The sequence below is a fragment of the Klebsiella sp. K5-204 genome (genome assembly GCF_030128585.1).
Taxonomy (GTDB): domain Bacteria; phylum Pseudomonadota; class Gammaproteobacteria; order Enterobacterales; family Enterobacteriaceae; genus Klebsiella; species Klebsiella quasipneumoniae.
On sequence record NZ_JAKUZS010000012.1, the window covers coordinates 20,751 to 35,079 of the forward strand.

Here is a 14,329-nt window from a genome sequence, read left to right on the forward strand (position 1 = left end):
GCGGTTATCGTCCTGGCGATGCTACGCGCCAGGCGATATCCCGCATGGCCTCTCGCGCGGCGCGGCTGATCCCCCCCAGCTGAAAGAAGCCGTGGTTCACTCCCAGATAGCGCTGACAGGAACTCTCCACCCCTTGCGCCATCAGCCTTCGATGCAGCGCTTCGCCCTCGTCGAGTAAAGGATCGAACTCCGCCGTCAGAATATGCACCGGCGGCAGACCGTGAAAATCGTCGCGCCAGAGCGGACTGGCATCCGGATGGTTCGCCGGCGTCGAGGCGAGGTACATTTCATAGCCGCTCAGCAGCGTGTCCCGGGTAATCACATAGTCAGCGCCGTTGCTGACGTAGCTCGCCATGCTGGCGGTGGGGTCAAGCATGGGATAAATCAGAATCAGTTGCGCGGGTTGCCACGCCGTATTCGCTTTCAGGCGCAGGGCCGTTACCAGAGCGAGGTGCCCGCCGGCGCTGTCGCCAGCCAGGGTGATGCGTGATGCGTCAACGCCAAGCTGCTCCGCGTGTCGGTGGATAATCATGACACCTTGTTCTGCGTCATCGTGCGCCGCCGGAAAGGTATGCTCCGGCGCCAGGCGGTACTGCACGGCGATCACCCGGCAGCCGCTGAACCAGGCTAGCTGACGGAGCTGATTGTCGTGGGTGGCAAAGCCGCCGCTGACAAAACAGCCGCCGTGGTAGTAGATAAGTGTCGGCAACAAGCCGCTGGCGGTGGGTGGTGAAACGATGCGGAAGTTCATCCCCTCCAGCGTGATATCCTCCACCCGCACTCTGGTTTCCATCTCCCCGGCGAGTACCGCGCTGGCGATATAGCCGGCTCTCCGATCATCAATATGTTGATCGCGTGATGACGGACGCTCTGCCGCAATAAACGCCTCAACCAGCGAAGCAATCCCTTTTTCCAGCGCCATGTGAAGTTCCTTATACTGTTTTAATATCCAGTGTTATAGCCTGGATTATGGCGAAAAGACAGACTTGATGAGATCGCCTTTACGTTCTGGAAAGCGGCTCGCAAAAATGCGTGAACGCCGGCCGAGGTGCTGGATACTGCGGTTTGGGACTTGTAATGTGTGACTGGTAGCTGTACGAGCCTGATTCGATTACTGTAAGCCAATGGCGTAGCAAGATGATCTTTATAGAAACGCATTGAAAGACCGGGTCGCAAGTGCTTCCCGGTTTGATGAGAACTTACTCCCCTTCGCCAGGGAACATGAACGGGTTTATTGAGCTTCTGGCGAAGCCTTCCTGCTCCATGCGGGCGTCGAGCACCAGGGATGCCAAATCGTCGGCGACGGCTTCGACTTTTGGATCCTTCTCCTGATACATAATCTTCAGGTAGGTTCCGCAGTCGCCACAGCTTTCAGCTTTCACCGCAGCCTGCTCGTTGTCCAGTGACCAGTAGTGCAGATCGCGGCTCTGTTCGCAATTGCTACATTTGACGCGTACCACGTGCCACTCGGTTTCGCACAGATTGCAGTGCAGATAGCGCAGCCCCTGGGTGGTACCGATCTGCACGATGCTGGAGACCGGCATCGAGCCGCACACCGGGCAGAACTGGCGCTGTTCGCCGTATTCGGCGCGCGCTTTTCCGGGGATCAGGCTGGCCATCTGCGCCCAGTAGAGCGACAGCGCGGCCCAGATGAACGGCGCTTTATCGCTGCTGACCGAGGCGAAGTCGGAAGCAAACAGCGCGCTGGCCATCTGCTCCAGCTCCTGCTCAGAGGCTTTTTCCAGATTCTCAATCACCGCCAGCGCCGGGCCGCTCATCTCCGGCTTCAGCTCGGCAATCAGCGAGTGCAGCAGCTTGTGCCAGTGTTTGTCGCGCGGCAGGACGTGGATATCCAGCGGCGGCTTGCCCTGTTCGCTGGCCGCTTTAATGCGGGCGGTGAGATCCATCTGCAGCGGATGGTCGTACAGCACCACTTCCTGGGCATGGGCGATCAGCGCGGCAAAGCGCAGATAATCGCCCAGCGGGTTGTTGGCGGCCAGCTCGCGCAGGCGTTCAGCGCGGCGGTTATACAAATTTTTCAGTCTGGGGAACAGTAGCGGCGGAATGGCTTCCGCCGTGCGTTTCTCGCTCGAACCCAGCTCGTCTTGCGGGATTATGCGAATACTCATTCAGATGACTTTTCCTGTTTCTGGCGGACCTCTCGGTACCAGCGCGGGTGATGTTTCTTCGCCCACGTACTGGTGACCCAGCCTTCCACCATCGCGGTAATGGTGCCTTTCACCCAGAGGGCGGCGTAGATATGCACCATGATAACCACAATTAACGCCACTGCGGCAAATGAATGCAGCATCAGCGCAAATCGGATCACCGGGATTGAGAAAGCCGGCGCAAAATACGGACGCCAGATGATCACACCGCTCACCAGCAGCAGTACCAGGAAGATAATCGCCGCCCAGAATACGCATTTCTGGCCGAAGTTATAGCGCCCGGTATCGCCCACCTCCTCGTTGACGACGATCTTACGAATATTCTTCGCCCAAAAGATATCATCCCGATTGATTAGGTTGTGGTGCCAGTAACGGAAAAACATGATGATGAACGACGCGAACATCACCACCCCGACGAATGGGTGGAGAATTCGCGCCAGCTGTGGCGTGCCGAGGATATGCATCAGCCAGTTAAAGGACGGGAAGAAAAAGCCTAACCCGCTTACCGCCGCCAGGATGAAGCAGAAGGCGGTGACCCAGTGGTTGATGCGTTCCGGCGCCGTGTAGCGCACGATGGTGTCACGTCGTTTCATTTGCGCACCTCGTCTTTCTCTTCATGCAGGTTGTCCTCTTCCTCTTCCGCGCGGTTCGGACCGACGCCGACGTAGTGGAAGATACTGGCTGCGAAGGTCGCGGCGAAGCCGACGGCCGCCAGCGGTTTCCAGATGCCTTTCCAGAACTTGACGGTCTGGCTGATCTCCGGGTTTTCCGGCAGGCCGTGGTACAGATTCGGCTTGTCGGCATGGTGCAGCACGTACATGACGTGGGTGCCGCCGACGCCGGCCGGATCGTACAGGCCCGCATTGTCGTAACCGCGGGTTTTCAGCTCAGCCACGCGCTCGCCGGCCAGCGTTTTCATATCCTCTTTGGAGCCAAAGTGGATGGCGCCGGTTGGGCAGGTTTTCACGCAGGCCGGTTCCTGGCCGACGGTGACGCGGTCTACGCACAGGGTACATTTGTAGACGCGGTTGTCTTCCGGGTTCAGACGCGGCACATCGAAAGGACAGCCGGCGATACAGTAACCGCAGCCGATGCACTGCTCGGACTGGAAATCGACGATGCCGTTGGCGTACTGAATGATCGCGCCTTCTGACGGGCAGGCCTTCAGGCAGCCCGGATCGGCGCAGTGCATGCAGCCATCTTTGCGGATGAGCCATTCCAGCTTGTCGTTTTGCTCCACTTCCGAGAAGCGCATTACCGTCCATGACTTGGCGGTCAGGTCCGCCGGGTTGTCATACACCCCGACGTTGTGACCGACTTCATCACGAATATCGTTCCATTCGGAGCAGGCCACCTGACAGGCTTTGCAGCCGATACAGGTGGTGACGTCGATAAGCTTCGCCACCTCCTGCTGGTGGTCCCGCGCCTGAGGCGCGGGAGTGAAACCGTTAGTCGCGGAACGACGAATAATATCTTGCGATTGATAAGCCATAAGTCGTCTCCGTTACACCTTTTCCACGTTCACGAGGAAAGCTTTGAACTCCGGCGTCTGCGTGTTCGCATCACCGACGAACGGCGTCAGGGTATTGGCAATAAAGCCTTTTTTCGCCACGCCCTCATAGCCCCAGTGAATAGGAATGCCGATGGTATCGATATCCTTACCGTCCACTTTCAGCGTGCGAATACGTTTGGTCACCACCGCCTTGGCCTTGATGTAGCCGCGGTTGGAGGAGACCTTGACGGTATCGCCATGGCTGATGCCAAGCTTATTCGCCAGTTTTTCACCGATCTCCACAAACTGCTCCGGCTGCGCGATGGCGTTAAGCAGCGCGTGCTTGGTCCAGTAGTGGAAGTGTTCGGTCAGGCGGTAAGTGGTGCCGACGTACGGGAATTTCTCCGCTTTGCCCATCTGCTCGAGATCGCCTTTGAAGACGCGAGCGGCCGGGTTAGAGACCACGTTCGGGTGCAGCGGGTTAGTCCCGAGCGGCGTTTCAAACGGCTCGTAGTGTTCCGGGAACGGTCCTTCCGCCATCTTATCGATAGCGAACAGACGGCCCATCCCTTCCGGCTGCATGATAAACGGACCGACGTCGCTGCCAGGCGCGGCGGCGCTGTAGTCCGGAATATCCACGCCGCCCCATTTCGCGCCGTCCCACTTCAGCAACTGACGTTTAGGATCCCACGGTTTACCCTGTGGGTCCGCGGAGGCGCGGTTATACAGGATGCGGCGGTTGAGCGGCCATGCCCAGGCCCAGCCCAGCGTATTGCCCAGACCGGACGGATCGGCGTTATCGCGGCGCGCCATCTGGTTGCCTTCCGGCGTCCAGCTTCCGGCGAAGATCCAGCAGCCGCTGGAGGTCGTGCCGTCGTCGCGTAGCTGTGCGAAGGAGCTCAGCTGCTGCCCTTTCTTGACGATCACCGCGCCGGTCGCCGGGTCGGTAATATCCGCCAGCGCTTTACCGTTGCTTTCCATCGCCACTTCTTCCGACGCCGGCTCATGCGGTGTGGAGTAATTCCACGTCATGTTGAGCACCGGATCCGGCGCCGGGCCACCCTCTTCGGCATACATCTTACGCAGGCGAGTGAAGATACCGGCGAGGATTTCGCCATCGGTGACAGCGATCCCCGGGGCGTCCGCGCCTTTCCAGTGCCACTGCAGCCAGCGGCCGGAGTTGACGATAGACCCGTTCTCTTCGGCGAAGCAGGTGGACGGCAGACGGAATACTTCGGTCTGGATTGTCGACGGGTCAACATCGTTCGACTCACCGTGGTTTTGCCAGAAGGTGGACGTTTCGGTATTGAGCGGGTCGATGGTCACGAGGAACTTCAGCTTCGACAGGGAAGCGACGACCTTGTTTTTGTTCGGGAACGAGGCGACCGGGTTAAAGCCCTGGCAAATATAGCCATTCACTTTGCCCTGATTCATCATCTCGAAGTACTGCAGAACGTCGTAGCTCTTATCCCACTTCGGCAGCCAGTCAAAGCCCCAGCTGTTTTCTGCTGTCGCTTTATCGCCGAAGAAGGCTTTCATCATGGAGACGAAAAACTTCGGATAGTTGCCCCAGTAGTTGACCTGGTCTTTCAGCAGCGGCTTCGGCGTGTTAGCCGTCAGGTAGGTCTGCAGGTCGGCCTGTTTTTCGTTAGGCAGCGACATGTAGCCCGGCAGGCTGGTAGAGAGCAGGCCGAGGTCGGTCAGACCCTGGATATTGGAGTGGCCGCGCAGGGCGTTGACGCCGCCGCCTGCCATCCCCATGTTGCCGAGCAGCAGCTGGATCATCGCCATGGTGCGGATGTTCTGCGCGCCGATGGAGTGCTGGGTCCAGCCGAGAGCGTACAGGAACGACGCGGTTTTATCCGGCGCGCTGGTTTCGGCAATGTATTCACAGACTTTGAGGAAGTCGGCCTTCGGCGTACCGCAGATGTTTTCGACCACATCCGGGGTATAACGGGAAACGTGCTGCTTCAGCAGGTTCCAGACGCAGCGCGGATGTTGCAGCGTGGTATCGCGTTTGGCGAAGCCGTTTTCGTCCAGCTCATAGTTCCAGCTGGTTTTGTCGTACTGGCGTTTTTCTGCGTTATAGCCGCTGAACAGCCCGTCGTCGAAGCTGTAGTCCTCACGCACGATCAGGCTGGCGTTGGTGTAGGCTTCGGTGTATTCGCGGTTGAATTTTTCGTTATTCAGCAGGTACAGGATCACGCCCGACAGGAAGGTAATGTCGGTACCGGAACGAATCGGGGTATAGAAATCAGCCACCGACGCCGTACGCGTGAAGCGCGGATCGATAACGATGAGTTTGGCACCGTTATGGATTTTGGCTTCCATCGCCCAGCGGAATCCCACCGGATGCGCTTCAGCGGCGTTACCGCCCATCACCACGACCAGGTTGGCGTTCTTAATATCCACCCAGTGGTTGGTCATCGCACCGCGACCAAATGTTGGAGCAAGACTTGCTACCGTTGGTCCGTGTCAGACACGCGCCTGGTTATCCACCGCCAGCATCCCGAGGGCGCGGGTGAATTTTTGCGTTAAATAGCCGGTTTCGTTACTGGAAGCGGAGGCGCACAGCATCCCGGTGGTCAACCAGCGGTTGACGGTGGTGCCGGCGTCGTTTTGCGCGATAAAGTTGGCGTCGCGGTCCTCTTTCATCAGCTTCGCGATGCGATCGAAGGCTTCGTCCCAGCTGATTTGCTGCCATTTATCGGAGCCTGGCGCGCGATATTCCGGGAATTTCAGGCGGCTTTCAGAATGGATAAAGTCCACCAGACCGGCCCCTTTCGGACAGAGCGCACCACGGTTAACCGGATGATCCGGATCGCCTTCGATATGGAATATGGATGCTTTGGCGTTTTTTGCGCCGTCGCCGAGGCTATACATCAACAGCCCACAGCCGACAGAACAGTATGTGCAGGTGTTACGGGTTTCGCGTGTGCGCAGCAATTTGTACTGCCGTGTCTCCGCGAGCGCAGTTGCCGGGGCAAAGCCCAGCGCTGCTGCCGTGGTTCCCGCCATACCGCCAGCGCAGATCTTAAAGAACTGCCTTCTGCTGACCTGCATGGTTCGCTCCTTGTTTCGACATTGTCACATGTAGTTATTTGCTTTGCGGTGAAAGCCGCAAAGGTTCAGAATTAGGGCATATTTCCCTCATTCCTGAAGGGATAAAAACAGAATACCACATTGTGTGTATGCCTGTTCCAATACGGTTAAAGCAAAGTGAACAAGAAGCCTCTCGAACAAATCGAAAATGTGACGAATATCACAGGATATCGCCAGGTCTCCCTCTGGAAGCGCGAGGATCTGCAACACCCTCAGCCAGATGAGTTAGCGGAAGAGGTCCCCGTCGCGCTGGTCTACAACGGTATCTCCCACGTAGTGATGATGGCCACGCCGAAAGACCTCGAGCAATTCGCCGTCGGCTTCTCCTTATCCGAAGGGATTATTGAGCATCGGCGGGAGATTTTCGGCATGGACGTGGTGTCGATGTGCAACGGCCTTGAGGTGCAGATTGAACTCTCCAGCCGGCGTTTTATGGGGCTCAAAGCCCGGCGACGCGCGCTGGCCGGGCGCACCGGCTGCGGGGTATGCGGCGTCGAGCAGCTGAATGATATTGGTAAGCCGGTCCAGCCGCTGCCGTTCACCCAGACGTTCGATCTCGCCAACCTCGACCAGGCTCTGGCGCATCTTAACGACTATCAACCGATCGGCCGACTCACCGGCTGCACCCACGCGGCCGCCTGGGTCCGGTCGACGGGCGAACTGGCGGGCGGTTTTGAAGACGTCGGCCGGCATGTGGCGCTGGATAAACTGCTCGGCCGGCGGGCGGAAATCGGCGAGGGCTGGCTGCCTGGCGCCGCGCTGGTATCCAGCCGCGCCAGCTATGAAATGGTGCAGAAAGCCGCGATGTGCGGCGTCGAGATCCTGTTCGCGGTATCAGCAGCTACCACCTTAGCGGTGGAAGTCGCCGAGCGCTGCAACCTGACGCTGGTGGGCTTTTGCAAGCCGGGCAGGGCGACGATCTACACCCACCCGCAGCGTTTGAATGCGGGTTAAAAGTTGATCAGTAAATTTGAACAATGACAGCAAATCCTTCCGCTTTTTGTTTAGCGATGTGCGGGCTACTATTTAACACATCAAGGCACAACGCCTTATCTAAACAACTAAATGAAAGGGTTTATCTCATGAAAAGCATCAAAACTTTTGTCGCAGTAATCGCTATGGCCGCCTCTTTTGCTTCCTTCGCTGCTGAAACCGTCACCGCTACCGCGACAACGATGGACGGCGCGGAAGCGAAAATCGCCGCACAGGCCCAGGCAGCAGGCGCTTCGTCTTACAAAATTACCGAAGCGTTTACCGGCAACCGCGTGCATATGACTGCGGAACTGAACAAATAAGCGTAACGCTACTGTCGAAAGAGCGCCTCAGGGCGCTTTTTTTGTTTCCGCTTTGGCAAAAAACAGCCACTATTTCCCACCGCCGCGAAAAAAATGTGGCAGTACTCACGTTTCCGTTCTTTTCTTAAATCCCCATTATTACCGCAAATAAAACATCTTCAATGCTGAATATCTCGATGTTTTAACGCTATGAAATATAAAGATATTAAAACCAGAAAGCGATGAAGATCACTCTCTTTTAATGAGATGTTTATCACAAAAATAAGCGTGATATCACTCCTGTCAACCATTCACGGACCTAATTTAATACGCATTATGTGATCTCCATTGCAAATAGAAGTCTTGCAGTCAGGGAAAAATGTCGTCAGGCAAATGAGCGAGGAAGCGTCATGAAAATTGGCATCGTTATTAGCGGCGGGGATGTTTCGGGAATGAATAATTTTATATTCCAGATTGCCAGGCAGGCTGATGCCGAGATCACCCTGTTTAATGGCGGTATTCCTGGTCTGCTGGAGAAAAATCATCAGGATATCGCGTGGCGCGATCTGGTTGATTTCTCTATTACCGCTGTGCCGATCATTACCTCCGGACGCACCAGTCGCAAACTGCAGCGCAGCGAATATGAAATGATTGCTAAAAAACTTAAATCGTTGCGTATTGATGTGCTTATTATGGCCGGGGGGGATGGCAGCTTGCAGTTTCTCAATACCCTAAGTGAATTTGATATTAATTGCTTTGGCGTGGGAATGACTATCGATAATGATGTGTATGGCAGTGATTATACGATTGGTTTTTCCACGGCCTGCGAGCAGATTATTAAAGAAGTCTCCCGTTTAAGAAATACCGGGAGAGCGCTGCCGGGGCGGGTTTTTATGGTTGAGATATTAGGAGGTTATTGTGGAGAACTAACGTTACAGTCCGCCATTAAATGCAATGCGGATATTGCCCTGATCCCGGAGGCGCAGATGCCGCTGGCCATGCTTGCGGAACGGATTACCCGGAAGCTGAGCATGCAGAACAGCGTCGTTATCCTCTGCTCAGAAGGCTACACCAAAGAGTACTCTCCCGGCTTTCAGGGAGCGATTGATACCATGATCAAACAGCTGGAACCGCAAATTGGCGTTCGTATCCGTAAAACGATTGTCGGCTATGGCTTACGCAGCGGTGACCCGACCTGTGAAGAGATTTATCAGGGCACCATTATGGCCAGTGAGGTGGTTCGCTGTATTCAGTCAGGTATGAAAAATAAAGCCATAATAATTAATTCCAGTAATAAACCTATTCCGATTGATTTAGTCAGTATGAAAAAACGTCTGGTCGATACTGAAGGACATCATTATAAACTTGCCAAGCAACTCAATATTATTTGAGGAGACCCTCCATGCTGAAAATTTTATGCGTATGTGGCTGCGGCCTCGGTTCAAGCTTTGCCATTGAAATGACGGCGAAGGCAGTTTTAAAAAAGCTGGAAATTCCCGCTCATATTGAACACACCACCGTATCCGAAGCCGGAGCCTTTAAATCGGATATGATTTTGACGCAAAAAACCTTTGCCGACATCTTAACCGCCGATGCCACTGAAGAGGAAATTAAACGCGTCGTGGTGCTCAATAAACTTACGGATAAAGAGGAAATTGAAACCAAAATCGTCGCATTCTTAAAAGAACGTCATCTGAAGGTGGCTGATTATGAATAGCTTCGTTGCGTTTATCGTTAAGGATTTACTTGGTCAGGCATCTATTCTTATTGCTTTTATTGCCATGCTTGGCCTGATCCTGCAAAAGAAATCTCCGGGCAAAACCGCGGAAGGGACGTTTAAAACGCTGCTCGGCTTCTTAATTATGATGGCCGGGATCAACATCATTGTCGCCACGCTAACCTTCCTCAACGATATCTTCACCCAGGGGTTTGGCATGAAGGGCTACATTACCGATGTGGCCGCCATCGCCGGGTTAGCGAATCGGGAATTAGGTTCGGAAGTGGCGCTGACGCTGCTGGTGATCTTTGCCGTCAATATAATTATCGCCCGTCTGACGCCGCTAAAATATATTTTCCTGACCGGTCAGGCGCTGCTGTGGATGGCGACGATCGGCGCCGTGATTGGCTATAAATCCGGGCTCACCGGCGTACCGCTGATTTTAACCGGGGGCATCTTCGGCGGCGTGATGGCGGTGTTAATGCCGGCCCTGGCGCAGCCGGTGGTCAGGCGCATAACCGGGTCTGACGACGTAGCCCTGGGGCACTTCTGTACCATCGGTTATCTGGTGCAGGCCGCCGTCGCGAAGGTCGTCGGCAAAGGTTCCCGCTCCACGGAAGATCTCGAGCTGCCTGATAACTTTAAGTTTCTGCAGGATACCTATCTGGCCATGGCGGTGGTGATGGTGCCGATGTATCTCATCCCGGCTATCGCGGCAGGCCCGCAGTACATCGCGCAGTTCTCCGGCGGGATTAACTACCTGATGTATGCCTTTATGCAGTCCATTCAGTTTGTCGCCGGGGTTTTTGTCCTCTATAGCGGCGTGCGTTTATTGCTCAATGAGCTGGTGCCGGCCTTTCGCGGTATCGCGATGCGTATTGTCCCGGATGCGAAGCCGGCTCTCGATTGCCCGGTACTGTTTCCTTATGCGCCGAATGCGGTGATTGTCGGATTTCTGGCGACGACCGTCGGCTCGATTATCGGCATGCTGATCTTCCCAATGTTCGGTCTGGCGATGATCCTCCCCGGGCTGTTAACCAACTTTTTCGCCGGCGGCACGGCAGGGGTATTTGGCAACGCGCTGGGCGGACGCCGCGGGGCAATGATCGGCGGGGTTATTCACGGTCTGTTTATCACGTTTCTGCCGGCCATTCTGGTGCCCATGCTGGAGAGTTACGGCTTTACGGGCGTCACCTTCAGCGACTCTGACGTCATCAGCTCGGGTCTGGTATTAGGCCACGCCTTCCAGAATAACTGGCTCTTTGTCGCCTTATTTATTGTGTTTGTCGCCGCACTGGCATGGTTTGTCAACGGGAAATCCGCTAAGCCGAAAGGGGAAAATGTTCATGAGTCTGTATAATTTCAATGAGATTTTAAAAATCGCCCAAGAGAGAAATTTTAAAGCGATTGGCTCGTTTAACTTGCACTGTATTGAGATGCTACCGGCATTTTTCAAAGCCGCGCAAAACAGCCACAGCCCGTTAATGATCCAAATTTCAACCGGGACCGCGGAGTACCTCGGCTATCGTTTGCTGGTCGACGCCGTGCGTTCATTAGCGGACAGTGAAAATATTCCAACCTGTCTGCATCTTGACCACTGCTCAGATATTAAGGCCATCGAGACGGCAATGAACGCGGGCTTTTCGTCGGTGATGTACGATGGCTCACATTTAAGCCTTGAGGAAAATATCGGTAATACGCGAATAGTGGTGGAGATGGCCCGCCCGCGCAATATTACGGTAGAAGGCGAACTGGGGGCGATCGGTGGGTCAGAGGATGGAAAAGCGGTGGCGGCGGAAGATATCTGTTTTACCACCGTCGAAGACGCGAAACGCTTTGTGGAGGAGACCCAGGTCGATATGCTGGCCGTCTCGGTGGGCACTGTGCATGGCCTCTACACCGGTAAAGCGCAGATACAGCACCAGCGGCTGAAACAGATTAGCGCGGCGACCGGCGTGCCGCTGGTGCTGCATGGCGGTACCGGTGTCAGCGATGAGGATATGCGGCTGGCCGTCACCGAAGGGATTAATAAAGTGAACGTCGGGACGGAAATGAACGTGCAGTGGGTTGACCGCTGTAAAACGACGTTTGAGAAAGGGAAAGTGAATGACAGCGTACGGAAATTCTTAATTCCCGCCAACCAGGCTGTCACTGATGTCTTAATGGAAAAAATGGCGTTATTTAAATAACGTTTTCTCCGTCACTCTCTATTTCGTTGCCCTGTCTTCCGCCAGGGAGGGAACTTGCTATGTTTGAATTATTGAAAACGTTGTGGAAAAAAGAGCAAACCCCGCTGCAGGATTATGATCAACAGTCCCGTCAGTTGGCGGAGGAGATTGCCAGGCTGGAAGGCGAACTACAGCGCCAGCCTGGCAATAGCGAGGTGCAAAAAACATTGATGCTGACTTACAACCGGGCGCTATCCATATATGCCAAAAGCACCACCCACCGGCAGGATATTGATACGCTGTTTCTGCAGATTGATAATTTACGCAATATTATTCGCCGCAATATTTAGGAATACAGCATGACCATAAAAGAACTGCTTATTGAGGCCGATGCCATTCAGGTTGGCGTTGTGGAGTCCGACTGGCAGCGGGTAATAAAGCTGGCTGCCCGCCCGCTGGAGGCAAAAGGCTTTATTTCGACCGAATATAGCCAGGCGGTGATCGACAATACCCTGAACCATGGCGCCTATTACGTTTTCGATGAAGGTATTGCTATCCCCCATGCCCGACCCGAGTGCGGCGTCAGACGCAACTGCTTTAGCCTGGTGCTGTTGGAAAAGCCGATTCCCTTTGCAGACAGTGAAAAGGCCGACATCGTCATTATGTTTGGCGCCCGGGATAGCAATGCGCATATCGAGGAGGGGATCCGCTCCATCGTCGCGCTGCTGGATAACAATGACACGATGGCCAAACTGCGGATGGCCCGCAGCCGGGAGGAGGTTGTCGCATTACTATGAACAGACATCTGACCCCAGTCTGCAAAACGGCTATTTTAATCAACGGCATTCCGGCTTCGGGGAAGAGTACCATCACCCGTTTGCTGGCGGAGACCTTCAGCCTGCCGGTATTGACGATCGACGGCATCAAAGAGCCGTTTATGGCGCGTCTGGCCCCGGTCGACCGGCCAATGAATCGCCAACTGGGCTGTGCGGCGTATGAGGTGATCTGGTCGATTGTCGGCGCATCGCCTGCCAGCATGGTCTGGTTGATCGACGCCTGGTTCGGCTTCCAGCCCCGGGAGACATTGCAAAAATTGTTGCAGCAGGCGGGCGTGGAGCAGGTGATTGAGATCTGGAACCATATCTCCCCCGAGCTGGCGGTCGCGCGCTATGCCTCGCGGCTGGCGACGCGGTCGCCGGGCCACCCCGGCGAAGAGTATCTGCCGGAGCTGGCCCAACTGGCCGGGCGTGCGCAGCCCATGTCTTTAGGGCCCATTCTGACGATAGACCAGCGGCGCCCGCTGGAGATAACGCCGGTTATTCACTGGCTTGAAGGCACAATTAGCGGACAACGCACCGGCCTGGCGAATTTCGCATACCCGTCCTAGGGCATACCCGCCAGCCGCAGCAGCGCCGTCACCACCGCCGCGGCGATAATTACGCCGATCAGCGGCACCTTGCGCCAGGCGAGGAACACCGCGACGGCAACGCCCAGAACGCGCGCCATGCCGGCGAAATGCGCGCCTTCATAGAAAGTGGTGGCCAGGGCGACGGAAAAAAGCAGCACCGTCGCCGCATCGGAAAGCAGCGCCTGCGAGCGCTCGGAAAAGGCCAGCCGATTACCAAGCTTCGCGCCGCCAAGACGCATCAGATAGGTTCCCAGCGACAGGATGGCGATACCGGCGATAAACAGCGTCATATTGCCCATTATTTTTTCCTCGACAGTAAACCAAACAGCGAGAGCAGCACCGGCAGCCCGGTAGGCGCAAACGGCACGGCGGCAAGCGCCAGCGCGGCGCCGCTGGCGGCGCGGATCAGCGTGGTACGGTTTTTAAAGGCCGGGATCACCAGCGCCAGCAGGATTGCCGGGAAGACCGCATCAAGCCCGATGGTCTCCGGCGCCGGCAGCAGTTTGCCGACGGCGGCGCCGGTGAGCGTACCCAAAGGCCAGATCAGCGCCACGCCGGCGCCGCACAGCCAGTAGGCCGCTTTGCGCTGCGCGGGGGTGGGCTGCGACAAGCCAAAGACCACGCTCTCGTCGTTCATAATGTGGCACCCGATAAAGCTTAAGGCGCGCTGACCCACCAGTTCACGCACGGTCACCCCGAAAGGGATATGACGCGCGTTGACTAACAGGCCAGCGGCGGCGGCGGCCAGTGGGCTACCGCCGCTGGCGACAATGCCGATAAACATAAATTCAGAGGCGCCCGCCAGCACGGACACCGAAAGCACGAGCGGCACCCATAGGGGGAAGCCGTAAGCCACCGCCAGCGACCCATAGGACATGCCCACCACCCCGACGGCGAGGCAAACTAAAGCAATCGCTTTTATCGTGTCTCCGGTGAGACTGGAGAGAGTTTGTTTCATATCACTTAGCCATATCGAACGAATTTCCATTATAATGAACAC

Annotated in this window: 16 protein-coding genes; 9 read left to right on the forward strand and 7 right to left on the reverse strand. The window is 55.8% G+C overall.

The annotated features are described in order from the left end of the window. Positions 1 to 4: 4 nt before the first annotated feature. From MKR05_RS24340 to fdnG, 5 genes are all read right to left on the reverse strand, one after another. A complete protein-coding gene (locus tag MKR05_RS24340) occupies positions 5 to 922 on the reverse strand; it encodes an alpha/beta hydrolase (protein WP_072422461.1) in 918 nt (305 codons plus the stop codon). A gap of 277 nt (positions 923 to 1,199) precedes the next feature. Further along, a complete protein-coding gene (gene fdhE, locus MKR05_RS24345) occupies positions 1,200 to 2,129 on the reverse strand; it encodes a formate dehydrogenase accessory protein FdhE (protein WP_004203631.1) in 930 nt (309 codons plus the stop codon). Then, entirely contained in the window at positions 2,126 to 2,761 is a 636-nt protein-coding gene (gene fdoI / locus MKR05_RS24350) for a formate dehydrogenase cytochrome b556 subunit (RefSeq protein ID WP_004203632.1), read from the reverse strand. The genes fdhE and fdoI overlap by 4 nt, the downstream gene beginning before the upstream one ends. After that, positions 2,758 to 3,660 (reverse strand): formate dehydrogenase subunit beta, encoded by a 903-nt coding sequence (fdxH, locus tag MKR05_RS24355; protein WP_002882822.1) that lies wholly within the window; start codon positions 3,658 to 3,660, stop codon positions 2,758 to 2,760. Before fdxH ends, fdoI begins: the two co-directional genes overlap by 4 nt. 12 nt (positions 3,661 to 3,672) lie before the next feature. Continuing rightward, positions 3,673 to 6,723, reverse strand: coding sequence for a formate dehydrogenase-N subunit alpha (gene fdnG / locus MKR05_RS24360; RefSeq protein ID WP_090101691.1), 3,051 nt, complete (start codon positions 6,721 to 6,723; stop codon positions 3,673 to 3,675). 156 nt (positions 6,724 to 6,879) lie between these two features. On the opposite strand from fdnG, the gene fdhD reads away from it, so the two are divergent. From fdhD to MKR05_RS24405, 9 genes are all read left to right on the forward strand, one after another. Then, entirely contained in the window at positions 6,880 to 7,716 is an 837-nt protein-coding gene (gene fdhD / locus MKR05_RS24365; protein WP_238874825.1) for a formate dehydrogenase accessory sulfurtransferase FdhD, read from the forward strand. Between the two features lie 128 nt (positions 7,717 to 7,844). After that, positions 7,845 to 8,057: a YdgH/BhsA/McbA-like domain containing protein gene (locus MKR05_RS24370; RefSeq protein WP_023291501.1), complete on the forward strand. Its 213-nt coding sequence runs from the start codon at positions 7,845 to 7,847 to the stop codon at positions 8,055 to 8,057. A 389-nt stretch (positions 8,058 to 8,446) separates the two neighbouring features. Next, on the forward strand, positions 8,447 to 9,427 hold the full coding sequence (locus MKR05_RS24375; protein ID WP_023291502.1) for a 6-phosphofructokinase: 981 nt from the start codon (positions 8,447 to 8,449) through the stop codon (positions 9,425 to 9,427). 11 nt (positions 9,428 to 9,438) lie between these two features. Continuing rightward, positions 9,439 to 9,753, forward strand: a complete 315-nt coding sequence (locus MKR05_RS24380) for a PTS sugar transporter subunit IIB (RefSeq protein ID WP_004203640.1) — start codon at positions 9,439 to 9,441, stop codon at positions 9,751 to 9,753. Beyond that, the gene (locus MKR05_RS24385) at positions 9,746 to 11,113 is read left to right on the forward strand and encodes a PTS sugar transporter subunit IIC (RefSeq protein WP_023291503.1); all 1,368 of its coding nucleotides are present in this window, start codon (positions 9,746 to 9,748) and stop codon (positions 11,111 to 11,113) included. Before MKR05_RS24380 ends, MKR05_RS24385 begins: the two co-directional genes overlap by 8 nt. After that, entirely contained in the window at positions 11,100 to 11,942 is an 843-nt protein-coding gene (locus MKR05_RS24390; RefSeq protein WP_032429032.1) for a class II fructose-bisphosphate aldolase, read from the forward strand. The genes MKR05_RS24385 and MKR05_RS24390 overlap by 14 nt, the downstream gene beginning before the upstream one ends. A gap of 59 nt (positions 11,943 to 12,001) precedes the next feature. Further along, the gene (locus MKR05_RS24395) at positions 12,002 to 12,271 is read left to right on the forward strand and encodes a hypothetical protein (protein ID WP_284118919.1); all 270 of its coding nucleotides are present in this window, start codon (positions 12,002 to 12,004) and stop codon (positions 12,269 to 12,271) included. Positions 12,272 to 12,280: 9 nt separating this feature from the next. Then, positions 12,281 to 12,718, forward strand: a complete 438-nt coding sequence (locus tag MKR05_RS24400; RefSeq protein WP_004203645.1) for a PTS sugar transporter subunit IIA — start codon at positions 12,281 to 12,283, stop codon at positions 12,716 to 12,718. Then, positions 12,715 to 13,308 (forward strand): AAA family ATPase, encoded by a 594-nt coding sequence (locus MKR05_RS24405; protein WP_238874829.1) that lies wholly within the window; start codon positions 12,715 to 12,717, stop codon positions 13,306 to 13,308. The genes MKR05_RS24400 and MKR05_RS24405 overlap by 4 nt, the downstream gene beginning before the upstream one ends. Here MKR05_RS24405 and MKR05_RS24410 read toward each other — a convergent pair. Both MKR05_RS24410 and MKR05_RS24415 read right to left on the reverse strand, forming a co-directional pair. Then, positions 13,305 to 13,628 carry an AzlD domain-containing protein gene (locus MKR05_RS24410; RefSeq protein ID WP_008807893.1) on the reverse strand — a complete coding sequence of 108 codons (324 nt, stop codon included), beginning with the start codon at positions 13,626 to 13,628 and terminating at the stop codon, positions 13,305 to 13,307. The two genes, MKR05_RS24405 and MKR05_RS24410, sit on opposite strands and share 4 nt — an antisense overlap. Beyond that, positions 13,628 to 14,287 carry an AzlC family ABC transporter permease gene (locus MKR05_RS24415; RefSeq protein WP_072422467.1) on the reverse strand — a complete coding sequence of 220 codons (660 nt, stop codon included), beginning with the start codon at positions 14,285 to 14,287 and terminating at the stop codon, positions 13,628 to 13,630. The genes MKR05_RS24410 and MKR05_RS24415 overlap by 1 nt, the downstream gene beginning before the upstream one ends. Between the last annotated feature and the right edge of the window lie 42 nt (positions 14,288 to 14,329).

Excerpts from the sequence above, each read along its gene's own strand:
- MKR05_RS24340 (WP_072422461.1), bottom strand. The coding sequence starts at position 922 with ATGGCGCTGGAAAAAGGGATTGCTTCGCTGGTTGAGGCGTTTATTGCG.
- fdhE (WP_004203631.1), bottom strand. The coding sequence starts at position 2,129 with ATGAGTATTCGCATAATCCCGCAAGACGAGCTGGGTTCGAGCGAGAAA.
- fdoI (WP_004203632.1), bottom strand. The coding sequence starts at position 2,761 with ATGAAACGACGTGACACCATCGTGCGCTACACGGCGCCGGAACGCATC.
- fdxH (WP_002882822.1), bottom strand. The coding sequence starts at position 3,660 with ATGGCTTATCAATCGCAAGATATTATTCGTCGTTCCGCGACTAACGGT.
- MKR05_RS24370 (WP_023291501.1), top strand. The coding sequence starts at position 7,845 with ATGAAAAGCATCAAAACTTTTGTCGCAGTAATCGCTATGGCCGCCTCT.
- MKR05_RS24375 (WP_023291502.1), top strand. The coding sequence starts at position 8,447 with ATGAAAATTGGCATCGTTATTAGCGGCGGGGATGTTTCGGGAATGAAT.
- MKR05_RS24380 (WP_004203640.1), top strand. The coding sequence starts at position 9,439 with ATGCTGAAAATTTTATGCGTATGTGGCTGCGGCCTCGGTTCAAGCTTT.
- MKR05_RS24385 (WP_023291503.1), top strand. The coding sequence starts at position 9,746 with ATGAATAGCTTCGTTGCGTTTATCGTTAAGGATTTACTTGGTCAGGCA.
- MKR05_RS24390 (WP_032429032.1), top strand. The coding sequence starts at position 11,100 with ATGAGTCTGTATAATTTCAATGAGATTTTAAAAATCGCCCAAGAGAGA.
- MKR05_RS24395 (WP_284118919.1), top strand. The coding sequence starts at position 12,002 with ATGTTTGAATTATTGAAAACGTTGTGGAAAAAAGAGCAAACCCCGCTG.
- MKR05_RS24400 (WP_004203645.1), top strand. The coding sequence starts at position 12,281 with ATGACCATAAAAGAACTGCTTATTGAGGCCGATGCCATTCAGGTTGGC.
- MKR05_RS24405 (WP_238874829.1), top strand. The coding sequence starts at position 12,715 with ATGAACAGACATCTGACCCCAGTCTGCAAAACGGCTATTTTAATCAAC.
- MKR05_RS24410 (WP_008807893.1), bottom strand. The coding sequence starts at position 13,628 with ATGGGCAATATGACGCTGTTTATCGCCGGTATCGCCATCCTGTCGCTG.
- MKR05_RS24415 (WP_072422467.1), bottom strand. The coding sequence starts at position 14,287 with ATGAAACAAACTCTCTCCAGTCTCACCGGAGACACGATAAAAGCGATT.